The organism is Streptomyces sp. NPDC050743, from assembly GCF_044456925.1.
Taxonomy (GTDB): domain Bacteria; phylum Actinomycetota; class Actinomycetes; order Streptomycetales; family Streptomycetaceae; genus Streptomyces.
The window spans coordinates 59,986-73,939 of record NZ_JBITGJ010000019.1; the positions used below are offsets into that span (position 1 = coordinate 59,986).

At 71.8% G+C, this 13,954-nt stretch carries 11 protein-coding genes and 1 pseudogene; 5 read left to right on the plus strand and 7 right to left on the minus strand.

From position 1 onward, the window contains the following. Positions 1-12 precede the first annotated feature (12 nt). From ACIBJF_RS20285 to ACIBJF_RS20295, 3 genes and pseudogenes are all read left to right on the plus strand, one after another. Positions 13-1,062 (plus strand): hypothetical protein, encoded by a 1,050-nt coding sequence (locus ACIBJF_RS20285; RefSeq protein WP_399175331.1) that lies wholly within the window; start codon positions 13-15, stop codon positions 1,060-1,062. Positions 1,063-1,160: 98 nt separating this feature from the next. After that, on the plus strand, positions 1,161-1,970 hold the full coding sequence (locus ACIBJF_RS20290) for an SGNH/GDSL hydrolase family protein (protein ID WP_399175333.1): 810 nt from the start codon (positions 1,161-1,163) through the stop codon (positions 1,968-1,970). 50 nt (positions 1,971-2,020) lie between these two features. Then, positions 2,021-2,389 (plus strand): annotated as a pseudogene (locus tag ACIBJF_RS20295) (GNAT family N-acetyltransferase); the annotation flags it as partial. Here the strand turns inward: ACIBJF_RS20295 and ACIBJF_RS20300 are convergent. The 6 genes from ACIBJF_RS20300 to ACIBJF_RS20325 all read right to left on the minus strand — a co-directional run bounded on the left by ACIBJF_RS20300 (position 2,339) and on the right by ACIBJF_RS20325 (position 8,938). Beyond that, positions 2,339-3,706: a glycosyltransferase gene (locus tag ACIBJF_RS20300; RefSeq protein ID WP_399175440.1), complete on the minus strand. Its 1,368-nt coding sequence runs from the start codon at positions 3,704-3,706 to the stop codon at positions 2,339-2,341. The pseudogene ACIBJF_RS20295 and the gene ACIBJF_RS20300 sit on opposite strands and share 51 nt — an antisense overlap. Before the next feature lie 152 nt (positions 3,707-3,858). Beyond that, positions 3,859-4,989 carry a serine hydrolase domain-containing protein gene (locus tag ACIBJF_RS20305; protein WP_399175334.1) on the minus strand — a complete coding sequence of 377 codons (1,131 nt, stop codon included), beginning with the start codon at positions 4,987-4,989 and terminating at the stop codon, positions 3,859-3,861. Positions 4,990-5,084: 95 nt separating this feature from the next. After that, a complete protein-coding gene (locus tag ACIBJF_RS20310; protein WP_399175336.1) occupies positions 5,085-6,836 on the minus strand; it encodes a TIGR03767 family metallophosphoesterase in 1,752 nt (583 codons plus the stop codon). Positions 6,837-7,037: 201 nt separating this feature from the next. After that, positions 7,038-7,529: an NUDIX hydrolase gene (locus tag ACIBJF_RS20315; protein ID WP_399175337.1), complete on the minus strand. Its 492-nt coding sequence runs from the start codon at positions 7,527-7,529 to the stop codon at positions 7,038-7,040. 9 nt (positions 7,530-7,538) lie between these two features. Then, positions 7,539-8,489 carry a pyridoxamine 5'-phosphate oxidase family protein gene (locus tag ACIBJF_RS20320; protein ID WP_399175339.1) on the minus strand — a complete coding sequence of 317 codons (951 nt, stop codon included), beginning with the start codon at positions 8,487-8,489 and terminating at the stop codon, positions 7,539-7,541. A gap of 2 nt (positions 8,490-8,491) precedes the next feature. After that, positions 8,492-8,938: a VOC family protein gene (locus ACIBJF_RS20325; protein ID WP_399175341.1), complete on the minus strand. Its 447-nt coding sequence runs from the start codon at positions 8,936-8,938 to the stop codon at positions 8,492-8,494. Between the two features lie 109 nt (positions 8,939-9,047). On the opposite strand from ACIBJF_RS20325, the gene ACIBJF_RS20330 reads away from it, so the two are divergent. After that, a complete protein-coding gene (locus ACIBJF_RS20330; RefSeq protein WP_399175343.1) occupies positions 9,048-9,590 on the plus strand; it encodes a CGNR zinc finger domain-containing protein in 543 nt (180 codons plus the stop codon). Between the two features lie 155 nt (positions 9,591-9,745). Next, the gene (locus ACIBJF_RS20335) at positions 9,746-13,048 is read left to right on the plus strand and encodes a S8 family serine peptidase (protein WP_399175344.1); all 3,303 of its coding nucleotides are present in this window, start codon (positions 9,746-9,748) and stop codon (positions 13,046-13,048) included. 51 nt (positions 13,049-13,099) lie between these two features. On the opposite strand, the gene ACIBJF_RS20340 is transcribed toward ACIBJF_RS20335, so the two are convergent. After that, entirely contained in the window at positions 13,100-13,954 is an 855-nt protein-coding gene (locus ACIBJF_RS20340; protein ID WP_399175346.1) for a hypothetical protein, read from the minus strand.

The window sequence follows — 13,954 nt, forward strand, 5'->3', positions numbered from 1 at the left end:
AATCCCGACGCCATGACGCACAACACCCCGCTCTCCCCCCGCCCTCTCCGTCACCTCTCCCAGGTCCACCGCCGCGTCCTGACGACGACTCAGCTCCGCGCCCACGGCGTGACGGCTGCCGACCTGACCGAGCAGTGCCGACCCGGCGGGCCCTGGCAGCAGCTGCTGCCGAACGTGGTTCTGCTCCACCCCGGCCCCCCGACGAGCGAGGAGCGTCTGCACGGGGCGCTGCTGTACGCGGCCCGCGAGTCCGCGCCCGGCGTCCCGGCCCAGCCGACGGCCGAGGAGCCCCACCGCACCGTCTACGCCGACGCGATGATCACGGGCCTCGCGGCCCTCACCCTCCACGGCTTCTCCGCCACCCCGCCGCTGCTTTCCCTGGACCACGTCGACGTCCTGGTCCCCCGCCTGCGCCGGCTGCGCTCCTCGGGCTATGTCCGCGTCCTGCGCACCCCCGCCCCGCCCACGCCCGACGCGGTGACGGGCCTGCCGGTGGCGCCGGTGCCGCGGGCGCTCGCGGACGCGGTGGCGGAGCTGACGGACGCGGATGCGGTACGGCGGCTGCTGACCGAGGCGGTGCGCGGCGGCCACTGCGAACCGGCCGCCGTCGTACGGGAGTTGACCCAGGCGAAGCTGCTGAACCGCCCGCACGTGGTGGACGCGGTGGACTCGCTCGTGGCGGAGGGCCGTTCGATCGCCGAGGACCGCCTGTACCGGATGGTCGGCGAGTACGGTCTGCCCGACCCGGTCTGGAACGTCGACCTGCGGCTGCCCGGCGGCCCGCACCTCGGCGGCCTGGACGCGTACTGGCCCGAGCAGGCGGTGGCGGTGGAGCTGGACACCCGGGCGCCCCGGCAGGGCCATCGGCGGGACGACGACGCGCTGTCGTCGGAGTACGCCCGCAAGCGGGAGCACCTGGAACGCCTCGGGATCACGGTGGTGTACCTCACGCCGAAGAAGCTCAGGGACGCGATGGAGCAGCAGGCGGCGGTGGTCCGTACGGCCCTGATGGCCTCGGCGGACCGTGATCCGGCCGAGTACGTCGTGGTGCTTCCCCGGTAGTGACGGACCCGTGGTCCCCGTCCCGGGTGACTCCGCGTTCTCACCCGAACGGAGGAGCCTCGCGGGCGGCGCCGTCCGGACCACGAAAGATGAGAAGTATGCGACAGACCCGGACAGCCGCGTGCTCGTCGGCCCTCCTGCTCGCCGCCGCCTGCCTCGTCGCCGCCCCCGGGACGGCACAGGCGGCGCCGCTCGAAGCGGGCCCGGGGTACGTGGCCCTCGGTGACTCCTACTCCGCCGGACTCGGTGCCGGCGACTACCTGCCCACCGGCACGGACTGCAGGCGCAGCAGCCGGGCGTACCCGGTCCTGTGGGCCTCGGCGCACAAGGTGACGGCCTTCGCCTTCGCCGCGTGCAACCACGCCCGGACGAGCGACGTCCTGTCCGGCCAGCTCGGCACGCTCGGCGCCGGCACCAGGCTGGTCACCCTCACCGTCGGCGGCAGCGACGCTGGCTTCGTCGGCGTCATGACCACCTGCGCACTGGGCGGCACCAGCCGCTGCCTGTCGGCCGTCGCCGGCGCCCGCGCCGGCATGGACAGGTCCCTCGGGGACAGCCTGGACCGGCTCTACTCGGCCATCAGGGACCGGGCTCCCGCCGCCCGCGTCGTGGTGCTCGGCTATCCGCACCTGTACCACCTCAGAGGCGTCTGCGAAATCGGCCTCCAGGACAGCGCGCGCGCCGCCATCAACGACGGTGTGGACCACCTCGACGCGGTGATCGCCCGCCGCGCCGCCGCCCACGGGTTCACCTTCGCCGACGTCAGGGCCGCCTTCGCCGGCCACGAGATCTGCTCCCGCAGCCCCTGGCTGCACAGCGTCGACGTGCTGGCCCCCACCGAGTCGTACCACCCCACGGCTCCGGGGCAGAACCTCGGCTATCTCCCGGTCCTCGACCGGGCCTCCTGAACCCCACCTGGCCCGGATTGGCGCATCCGTGCCAGGGGCAGAAGTCCTCCATGCCCGCTGAACCCGTGTCCCTGCGGCCCGTCCGTGAGGACGATCTGCCCCTGCTGGAACGCTTCCTGAGCGAGCCCGAGACGGCGGGGCCCTTCCAGTGGTACGGGTACGCCGACCCGCGGCGGTTCCGGCAGCGCTGGACGGAGAACCGGCTGCTCGGTGAGGACGGCGGCCAGCTGATCGTCGCGGCCGGAACCGAGCCGCTGGGGTTCGTCGCCTGGCGGAAGGTCGTCGTCTCGGCCTCCACCTACTGCTGGAACATGGGCGCCCAGCTGCTGCCCGAGGCTCGCGGCCGGGGCATCGGCACCCGGGCCCAGCTACAGCTCGTCCGCTACCTCTTCGCCCACACCCCCGTGATGCGTGTCGAGGCCGACACCGAGGCCGAGAACATCGCCGAGCAGCGGGCCCTGGAGAAGGCCGGGTTCACCCGCGAGGGCGTACTGCGGGGCATCGTCTTCCGGGACGGCCGGTGGCGCGACGGCGTCGCCTACAGCGTGCTGCGCCACGACCCGCTGCCCACCGACGTGTGAGGCGTACACCTCGTCGAGCAGGGTGGCGTAGGCCGCGATCATGCGGGTGCGGCTGAAGCGCTCGCGGGCGGCCTCCAGGGCCGGGGCCAGGTCCGTACGGCCGGCGGCCGCGGCGGACCAGGCCAGCGCGATCGCGCCCGGGTCCGGAGGGGTGACGAAGCCGAGGCCTTCGACGATCGACGCGCTGTCGCCGACGTCGGTCGTCACCGGGACCGCGCCGCACATCATGCCCTCGATCAGGCACAGCGGCGCCGCCTCGCCGGAGACCGAGGTCAGGGCGACGACGTCGGCGGCGGCGTACACGGCCGGCATGTCGTGCCGTACGCCGAGCAGGTGGACGCGGTCGGTCAGGGACGGCGCGTCCGCGAAGGCGTCGGCGAGGTCCGCGCGCAGCCCGGCGTTGCCCGGGGTCATCCCCGCGCCGCACATCAGCACGTGCCCGCCGCCCTCCCGGGCCAGCCAGGCGCGGGCCGCCCGGAGCAGCAGGGGGACGTTCTTCATCGCGGCGTACCGGGCCGCGAAGACGACCACCGGCGCCCGGTCCGCGATCCCGAGGGAGGCGCGCAGGGCGAGCCGTGCGGCCGGGTCCGGGCGGAAGCGGAGCAGGTCGACGCCGTTGGGGATGACATGCAGCAGCCGGCCCGGGATGCCCGCGGCCTCGTAGGCGGCCCGGGTGGACTCGGCGCAGCACACGCACGCGGCCACCGTGCCGTCGGCGATGGCGGCCTTCAGCTCCTGAAGCGCGGGTCCCTGGTTCTCCGGGTCGGAGCGGTGCAGGCAGACCACGACCGGGCGGCGGGGCAGGCCGCCCTGGTTGAGCAGGGCCAGCGGCTGCTCTTTCAGGGAGAGGATCACATCCGCCCCGGCCATCGACCGAGCCGTTTCGGCCAGCTCGGGCCCGCTGAAAACGTTCGCCGCGAGCGAGCCGTCCACCAGGCCCGCGCTGCGGCCGAGCGAGGTGACACCGACCCCGCCGGCGGTCAGCGACCGGTAGCAGTGGTCGTCCTCCATGCGCTGCCTGGTGGCCTCGCGATGGACCTCGCCATGGATGCTGAGTACCTGGTGGGACTGGCCGCCCTCGGCCAGTCCCAGTACGACGTCGCTGTGCACGATCCGGGCTCCTCCGGAGAAGAAGCCCTCGTAGACCGACAGCACTCGCAGTCCGTGCCTCGTGCGCACGCGACCACCCCGCCTTGCATAAATGATCGAGAAGATCGAGCCATCCCCGTCCAAAGCGGGATAGCCGATATGAGGCGGTACGGAGATTGCGTCCGCGTTAACACGGAATGACGTGGATGAAACGGTGGCTAACAGAATTCTGCTTCGGCCACCGCGCGCCCCTCGCCCGCCCAGTCCCCGTTGAAATTGAGGGCGAGGGAATGCCGGCCGTCCTGGGTCGTGATCGCCGTCGAGGTCGAGCCGTGAATGCCGCCGTCGTGGCCCCACACCTGAACGCCGCAGCTCAGCGGGGTTTCCATGAGGCCGAGGCCATAGCGCCCCGGCGAGGGGGAGCCCTTGATCCCGACCGTGGTCTTCATTTCCTTCAGCTGGTGCGGTGGAAGGATCTTTCCGCCGAGCAGGGCACCGTAGAAGCGGTCGAGATCGGCGGAATTCGAGATCATTTCACCGGCCGCTGAGGCCAGGGACGGATTCAGGGCCGTCACGTCGTACGCCGGACCCGACGGGTCGGTGAATTTCGAGTAGGCCCGGCTGCTCGGGTGCGGGACGGTGACCTTCGTCCCGGGCAGGGAGGTGGCCCTCAGGTGCAGCGGGTGGATGACGCGCCGGGTGATCTCGGTGGCGTACGAGTGTCCCGTCACCTTCTGGATCACCATGCCGGCCAACACGTAGTTGGTGTTGGAGTAGTTCCAGGACGTGCCCGGCGCGAAGTCCGGCTTGTGGCGCATGGCGACGGCGACCAGTTCGCGCGGGGCGAGCGTGTCGTAGCGGTGCCGGGAGAAGCCCTTCTCGGTGAAGTAGGCGCGACCGAAGTCCTCGTCCTCGGTGTAGTTGTAGATGCCGCTGGTGTGGTTCAGCAGCTGCCGCACGGTGATGTGCCGCCCGTCGTGTCCGTGCCCGCGGACGACGCCCGGCAGCCACTTGTCCACCGTGTCGTCCAGCGACAGCCGGCCCTCCGCCTCCAGCTGGAGCAGGACGGTGGCGACGAAGGTCTTGGTGATGCTGCCGACGCGGTAACGGTCGGCGGTGGAGCGCGGCGTGCCCGTGCGCAGGTCGCCCACGCCGGCGGTGGTGGACCAGGTGCCGTGGGCGTCCTTCGCGGTGGCGGTCACCCCGGGCACGCCGGCCCGGACCGCGGCCTCGACGGCCTTGCGGGTGGCGGCGTGCCCGTGGCCCTCGGCCTCGGCCGCGGCCGGAGACGCCAGGGCTGCCGAGAGGAGTACGGCCGTGGCGGCCACCAGGGTCGTGCGTACGCGCATGTCTTCCCCCAACCTGAGCTGTGCGGTGCGGTCGGGGGAAGAAACCGGCGTCGGATACGCGAAGGTTGCTCACTGTTAGGCCGGTTGAGTGACTTTCAGCCCTTCTTCAGCACCAGCTCCGTGTTCCGGTCGGCCGCGGTGCCCGCGAGGGTCTTGTTGGCGCCGGGGGCGTTGAAGGCCAGCTCGCGGTAGAGGGCGGCGAGGCCGGTCTGGGAGAGGTCGGCGAAGTCGGTGCGGTGCGGGGCCGCGGACTCGATCAGGGTGGTGAACAGGGAGATCGTGCCGTCCTTGTTGTCCACCAGCTCGATGATCCGGGCCAGGTGGGGGTAGTCGACGTGCGAGGCGGTGGAGATCTCCCAGAAGGAGCGGCCGCCGGAGGCCTGGTGCGGGGTGATGACGTTCTTGTGGATGTGTCCGTTCACCCAGGCCAGGACGCCCGCGTGGGCGGACAGCAGCGAGATCACCTCGGCGCCGCTGTGCCGCTTCTCCCCGGGGCGGGCCGGGTCGGGGCGGGTGTTGTCCATCGTCTTGCTGGTGTGGTGGCTGAAAACGACGGCGTAGGAGTCCTTGTTGTCCTTCAGCGTCTTGTCCAGCCAGTTCAGCTGGGCGGTGCCGATGGAGCCCTCGTAGTGGCCGCCGGCGTCGGTGGTGTCGAGGCTGATGCCGATGACGTCGTCGGAGATGCGGAAGGCGTAGTACTGGGTGCCCGCGTCGAGGTTCGCCGAGGAGTAGCCGTGTCCGGCCGGACCGTGCCCCTGGTAGGCCGGGTCGAGGTGGGCCTTGAGGTAGTCGGCCTGGGTGTAGGGGGCGCGCTTCTCGTCCGGCGTGACCGAACGCATCGAGCGGGCGTGGGCCTTGAGGAAGTCCCGGTAGCCGGTGCCCTTGGGGTCCTTTGCGTTCTTGATGGCGTCCTGGAGCTTCTGGGCGTCGGCGGCGGAGACGCTGAACAGCTTCTTGCCGCCGATGGCCGCCTCGGCGAGGTAGGGGTCGCCGTGGGAGCCGTAGCAGCCGAGCGGGAGGGCGTCGTGGTTGCCGACGGTCGAGAACCAGGGCAGCTTCAGGCCGGGGCTCTGCACCTCGCGGATCGCGGCGGCCAGGAAGCCCTTGAGCTGCGGGAAGCCGAGCGCCTTGTCGCCGTCGCGGAGGGCGGAGTCGGGCTGCCAGTACAGCTTCAGACCGCTGTTCTGCACGCCCTCGTAGTGCTTGGCGTCACCGGAGTTCGGGGTGATGCGCCCACCGCTCATCACCTTCATGAACCACTCCAGTTCGGAGTGGGCGTTGTTGTCGGTGTTGTCGCCGGTGGTCATGACGAAGTGGAGCGGGGCACCGGTGACGGGGGCGCCCCGCAGCGCGTTCACCCGCTCGACCAGCGAGACGGCGCCGGGCACGGTCAGCGCCTCGTGCGGACGCCAGGCGTGCACGTCGTGGGAGCGCAGGTACTCCAGCCGCAGCGGGTGCTGGACGTCCTGCAGGTGCAGGTCGGTGAACTGCACGAACGCGGCGAGGGTCGTACGGCGTCCCGCCCGGCCGGACTTGGGCGTGGCCAGCTCGCTGCGCACCACCCGGCCCCAGCCCGGGCCGTCGCCGAGCCTGCGGTAGCCGGAGCTGCCCAGCGGCGCGGCCACGGAGGCGAGGGTCGTGCCCTTGGTGTAGGGGACGAGCGGGGCCGCCGCGGGGGCCTGCCGGGAGTGGGCGACCGGCGCCGCGGCGGTGGTGGCGGCCTGGCTGTCGGTGGGGCGGAGGGCGTAGCCGACGCCCGCGGAGAGCGAGACCGCTCCGGCGGCGGCGAGGACGGTACGGCGGTTGACCTCCAGGGCGGAGGCGGCGACAGAGCGTATGCGCGACATTGGCGCGATCTCCCCGAGTGCGAACGCGTCGGCAGTGGTCGCGGGTCGTCGCTCGCGCGAACAACCCGCTCGCTCTGGATCGTTGGCACCGGGGATGACCTGCGCGTGAACGCGGCGGCAACGCGCAGCGCCGATCACCGTACGTGGATCACGGGGTACCGGTCGCGGTCATGGAGTGGCTTTCGGGCGGCCGGGGGGCGGTTACTCCTCGTTCATCTGCTGGGGTACGGGAGGGGTCTCGGCGGTGAGATGCCCGTTCGCGGGGCGCTCCCGCCAGAGCCGCAGCGCGGTGTCGACCAGGCGCACCCGGTTCAGGTCCGGTACGGCCGAAAGGTCCCGCCATGCCGCGAAATCAGTGGATCCGCCGGTCTCGTACCGGAGTTCACCGCCGACGACCTCTCCTTCGTACACCAGGCGCAGGGCGTGGTGGTCGGTACGACGACGGTGGTGGCGGCGCCGGCGCAGGGTCAGCCGGTGCGAGTCCACGCCGAGGAGACCGGTCACCTCGATGCGGTAACCGGTCTCCTCCATGACCTCGCGGCGGACGGTGTCGCACGGGTCCTCGCCGTGCTCCATGCCGCCACCAGGCAGCACCCACTCGGGAGTCCCGTCGGGCCCGGGTGAGCGGGCCAGCAGGATCTGTCCGTCGCGCACGCACACGGCGTAGGCCGCCACCCTCAAGTTCCGTCGCATGGACGGACGTTAACGCGCGATGTCGGGATTCGCCGGTGAGTATTCCGGTGCCGACCACCGCAGCGGAAGGGCGGCCGGGGCCCAGCGGGCCTCGGTGAGGGTGAAGCGGACGTCGCGCTCGCCGGCCGCCGTGAACTCGGCGCGGGCCTCTCCGGTGAGCTGGAGGGTCGTGCCGGTGGTCCAGTCGAGGAACAGCAGCCCGGCGCTGGGATCGGCGCGCAGGTTGCCGAGGGTGAGGAACATGGCGTTGCCGGGGTAGTCGGGCCAGGTCAGTTGGCGTGGCGAGGTGACCTGGACGAAACCGGGGTTGCCGCCGCGGTGGCTGACGTCGGCTCCGCCGGGGTGGGCGGTGGCCAGGAAGAAGGTGTCGGCCGAGCGGATGAACTCCATCGCCCGCGGGTCTAGTTCGGCCAGCCTCCGGGTGCCGGCCGGCTCCCGGTCGGCGAGTGTCTCGTACGAGCTCCTGCGCTGGATGTACTTCGGGCAGTTGGAGAAGACCTGGTCGGCCTCTACGGCGAAGCCGCGGGGTGTCGGTCTCAGCCGGCCGTTGAGGCGCATGCGGCGGCGGGTCCGGGGGTCCAGGGCGATGGTGCCGATACGGGTGCCGGGGGTTTTGAGGGCCGTTGCGAGAGGGTCGTCGTCCGGGTGCCGGCTGTCTGTGGTTGCTCGCGCAGTGCCCTGCACCCCTTCGGGTCGGCTGCACGACCGCCGTCCGGTGACCACCGACATCTGCCGCGGGCCCGTCGCCCGGACGAACCCGGGTGCGCCCGTGAGCGCCGATGCCCACACCCTGTCCGTTGCCGGGTCCGCCGCCCCCACCACCAGCAGGGGCTGGAGCTGAAGGAAGGCCGCCGCGACCGGCTTGATGTCCTGGCCGAGGGAGCGACCCACATGCTCGGCGCGGTCGCGGACGCCCAGCAGTTCCTGCACGGCGAGCGAGCCCGCGTGATAGATGCTCATGGTTAGAAGAAACCGCAGGTCGGGGCGTCCGAGTGGGGAGCCGGGGCGCCGTCGGCGCCGAGGGGGGCGGCGATCTCCAGGCGGATGCCGTCCGGGTCGTGGAAGAAGATCCCTCCCGAGGCCGCGCCCTCGCGGTGGGCGACCACGCCGTCGTGGGCGAAGTCCACTCCGGCGGCCCGCAGCGCGGTCTCGTACTCCCGGACGCGGTCGATCGAGTCGACCGTGAAGGCGAGGTGGTGCAGCCCGGCGCGACCGCTGTCGTACGAGCCCTGCGCCTGCTGCCAGAGGGTGACGAGCGGGGCGCCGCCGGCCTCCCCCAGCATCGCCCAGCGCCGGTCGTCCTCCTTGCCCTCCGCGAGCACGGCGAAGCCGAGGAGGTCGCGGTAGAAGGCGAGCGAGCGGTCGAGGTCGGTGACGTTCAGGCCGGTGTGCGCGATGCGCGGGGTCATGGCTCTTCCCTTCGAGATACCTAACCGTTGTTATCTAAGTTAGACAGTTAGATGCGGGATCGTCAACCGGTCACGTACTCTTGAGCGGTTAGCCGAGAAGGAGTGCCCGATGCCCATCGCCCGCGACCCCCGCCCGCTCACCGGCGAGCCCCTCGCGCTCGACCTGCTCAACACCCGGTGGAACCGGGAAGGCGTCACCCAGGACCTGCTCGACGGCACCGAGGGCCTGGCGGTGTGGCTCGCGAGCAACGGACTGGCCGGGGACCACGCGGCCGACGCGGAGGTGCTGGAGCATCTGCGCGAGGCGCGCGAGGCGCTCAAGGCGGCGGTGGACGGGACACCGGCCCAGGCCGCGCCGCTGGTGGACGCCGTACTGGAGCACGGGCGGATCCGGGCCCGGCTGACCCCCGACGGCCCCGCCGAGGAGCCGGAGTTCGCCGATCCGTCGTGGGCGCCCGCCTGGCTCGCCGCCCGGAACTACCTGGAGCTGATCACCCGGGCCCCGGAGCGCATCCGCACCTGCGCCGGCGGCACCTGCATCCTGCACTTCTTCGACACGTCCCGGAACGGCACCCGCCGCTGGTGCTCGATGGCCGCGTGCGGCAACCGCGCGAAGGCGTCCCGGCATTACGCGCGCTCGAAGGAGAGCTGACTCCATCTCGGGCCATACGGGGACAACAACGGCGAAACGCATCGCGGGTTTTCCCCATACATCGATATCGATTCGGTCAACGATCCCCAAAGAGCCGCCCCTTGGGTAAGGCTGAGCGCCCTCGTCCGCTCAATTCCTTTACCTGAGGGATGCCGATGACCCACACGCCCGAGCGTGATCCCATACCCGGTCCGAGACGCCTGGCCCGCATAGCCGTGGCCGTGGGCGTGGTGGCCGCCCTGTCCGCGGCCGGGCCGATACCCCTGGCCCTCGCCGCGGACACCCCGCCCGCCCCACAAGGGCAGTACGAATCCGGCGTCAAGTCCGCCCACGACAAGCTCGGTTCGGACGACGCCGATCTGCTCGCCGAGGCCAAGGCCGACGGCGACAAGAACGTCACGATGATGATCGCGACCGCCCCGGGGCAGACCGGGCAGGTCGCCGAGGAACTGGACGCGGTCGAGGGCGGCTCGGTGGGCCGCACCTACGACAAGCTCGGTTACGTCCGCGCCACCGTGCCGACGGCAAAGGCCGACTCGGCCATCGCGGCCGCCGCCAGGCTCTCCTCGGTGCACGCCATCGACCTCAAGCAGGAGATCCCGCTCGACGACCCGACGCCGAACGGCGCCGACTCCGCTACGGCCACCGGCACGTACCCGGCCCCCGGCCGGAACACCCCGGCGAAGAACCCGTACAACCCGTCCTTCGAGACCGGCGCCGTCGACTTCGTCCAGGACCACCCGAAGTGGGACGGCCGGGGCATCACCATCGGCATCCTCGACTCCGGCGTCGACCTCGGCCACCCGGCGCTGCAGAAGACCAGCACCGGCGAGCGGAAGATCGTCGACTGGGTGACCTCGACCGACCCGATCGTGGACGGCGACGCCACCTGGCGCCCGATGGTCACCGCCGTCTCCGGGCCGAGCTTCTCCTACGGCGGCGCGACCTGGACCGCGTCGTCCGGCTCGTACGAGATCAGCACCTTCAAGGAGTCCGCGACCACCGGCGGCGACGAGAAGGGCGACCTGAACCGGGACGGCGACACGACCGACAGCTGGGGCGTGCTGTACGACCCGTCGGCCGGCACGGTCACCGTCGACCTGGACAACGACCACGACTTCACCGACGACACCCCGATGAAGCCGTACAAGGACGGCTACCAGGTCGGGTACTTCGGCACCGACGACCCGAAGACCGACGTGGTCGAGCGGGTGCCGTTCGTCGTGCAGATCCGCAAGGACGTGCCGATGGACCCCTACGGCGGGTCCTGGGTCGGCAAGAAGGCGGACTTCGTCAACATCGGTGTCATCGAGTCCGAGCACGGGACGCATGTCGCGGGCATCACGGCCGCGAACGGCCTGTTCGGCGGCAAGATGAACGGCGCGGCCCCGGGCGCGAAGATCGTCTCCTCCCGCGCCTGCAGCTGGACCGGCGGCTGCACCAACGTGGCCCTCACCGAGGGCATGATCGACCTCGTCGCGAACCGCGGCGTCGACATCGTCAACATGTCGATCGGCGGCCTGCCGGCGCTGAACGACGGCAACAACGCGCGCGCCGAGCTGTACACCCGGCTGATCGACACCTACGGCGTCCAGCTGGTGATCTCCGCGGGCAACTCCGGCCCCGGCGCCAACACCATCGGCGACCCCGGCCTCGCCGACAAGGTGATCTCGGTCGGTGCTGCCATCTCCAAGGAGACCTGGGCCGCCAACTACGGCTCGGTCGTGGAGAAGAAGTACCAGATGATGCCGTTCTCCTCGCGCGGCCCGCGTGAGGACGGCGGCTTCGCCCCGACGCTGGTCGCGCCCGGCGCCGCGATCAACTCCACCCAGACCTGGCTGCCCGGCTCACCGGTCGGCGAGGCGGGCTACTCGCTGCCGGCCGGCTACTCCATGCTCCAGGGCACCTCGATGGCCTCCCCGCAGGCCGCCGGCGCCAGTGCGCTGCTGCTGAGCGCCGCCAAGCAGAAGGGCATCGACCTGACGCCGGCCGGGCTGCGCACGGCGCTCACGTCGACGGCCCACCACATCAAGGGTGTTCAGGCGTACGAGGAGGGCTCGGGCCTGATCGACGTCGTGGACGCCTGGGAGGCGATCAGGGACGGCGCCTCCGCGCACGACTACACCGTCAAGGCGCCCGTCGACACCGCGCTCGACCAGGCCCTGAAGACCCCGGGATACGGCACCGGCCTGTACGACCGCGAGGGCGGCCTGAAGGCCGGCGAGAAGAAGACCTACGACATCACCATCACCCGCACCTCCGGCCCGGACCGTGCGGTCTGGCACGAGCTGGGCTTCGAGAACAACGCCGGCGCCACCTTCCGGATCCTCGGCGACGACCTCGTGCGGCTGCCGCTGAACCAGCCGGTGACCGTGAAGGTGCAGGCGGCCCCGGGGTCGGCGGGCGTCAAGAGCGCCGTCCTGGACGTCGACGACCCGTTCACCGAGGGGATCGACAAGCAGATCCTCACCACCGTCGTGGTCTCCACCCCGGTGCACTACACCTACACCGCGACGAACTCGGTGCAGCGCAACAGCACCCAGTCGTACTTCCTGACCGTGCCCGAGGGCGCGAAGTCGCTGGAGGTGGCGATCGGCGGACTGAAGGACAAGAGCCAGACCCGGTTCATCGCCGTCCACCCGTACGGCGTCCCGGTCGACAACACCGGCACCCCGTACTGCTACCCGAACTACCTGGACGGCAACGGCTGCAAGCCCGACGTGCGCTCCTACGCCGACCCGCAGCCCGGCGTCTGGGAGGTGGAGGTGGAGTCCCGCCGTACGTCCCCGCTGCTGGACAACCCGTACACGCTGGACGTCTCCGTCCTCGGCGCGGCCTTCGACCCGGAGACCGTGACCGTGCCCGAGGCCAAGGCCGGCAGCCCGGCCGCCGTCTCCTGGAAGGTGACCAACGCGTACGCGGCCCTCGACGGCAAGGCGGTCGGCGGCCCGCTCGGCTCGGCCAAGACGGCCCGCCCGTCCATCAAGGAGGGCGAGACGCAGACCACCACGGTGGACGTCCCGGCCGGCGCCAAGTCCCTCGACGTCGCCATCGGCAACGTCTCGGACGCCTCCGCCGACCTGGACCTGACGGTGTACGACGCGAACGGCAAGCAGGTCGCGCAGTCCGCCGACGGCGACTCCGAGGAAGCGGTCTCCATCCCGTCCCCGGCCGCCGGCACGTACACCATCAAGGTCGTCGGCTACGCGGTGCCGTCCGGCGCGACCGACTACGACTACCGGGACGTGTTCTTCTCCCCCACGCTCGGCTCGGTCACGGTCGACGACTCCACGCCGGTCAAGCTCGGCACGGGCGACTCGGCCACGGTCACCGGGCAGGTCACGGCCGCGGCACAGGCCCCGGCGGGCCGTGAGTTCTTCGGCCAGGTCCAGCTGGTGAACGCGCGCGGCACGGTCGCGGGCGTGGGCAGCGTGAAGATCGAGAAGGTCACGCCGTAACGACGGGGTGCCTTCGGGTGAGGGGCGGGTGTCCGGGGGGACACCCGCCCCTCACTGCTTGCCGGTGGGCGCCTCCTCGGTGGGGCAGGCCGTGTGCCGGGACGCGGGCAGCGCCTCGGTGATCCAGGCGCGGTTGACCGCGACGCGGGCGTCTCCGACGGCCCACAGGCTCGCGTTCCGCTGTCCCACGCCGACCCGGACGAGTACGTGCTGGCCCGTGCGCGGGGCCGGTTCGGCGCCGCTGTCGAGCAGGAAGCCGACCTCGGCCGGTCCGCGGGCCGGCTTGTAGGAGCGGATCACCTTCAGCGTGATCCGGCTCCAGGGGGACGTCCTTTGCGGCTCCACCCTGGCCACGGTTCCCTCCACGACCAGCCGGGAGCAGGCCAGGTCGAGTTCCGGGTCGGCCGGGCGCCCGCCGTCCCCGGAGACCTTGGCCCGGGCATCGCCCGCTTTCTTGTCCGCGGAGCTCGCGCTGTTGTCGTCCGAGGCACCGGTGTGCGACACCATCCAGCCGAACCCGGCGACCAGCGCGAAGGCCGCGGCGCCCGCGAGCGCCCCGAACGCGACCCGCAACGCCCGGCGGGGCCCGGCGGGCCGGCCCGGGCGCGGGGGCCGTGGAGGACGGCGTCCGGCGCGCACCGGTCGCGTGACTCGGCGAGGCCGCGGCACCGGCCGGGGACTCTCCCCGGGCTCCGTCTCGTTCCCGTTCGCCCGCTCCCCCGTCAATGCCTCCGCGAGCCAGGTCAGCTGCTCCTTCAGCACCGCGACGTCGGCCTCGGCGGCCCGGTGCTCGGCGAGGAAGCCGGGGTCCCGGCGGGCCTCCTCGGGCAGCGGCTCCCCGGTGACGGCGGCCATCAGCGCGTCCATGCCGCCGTACTCCCCCGCGCCTGTGTGTCCGGCGGTCAC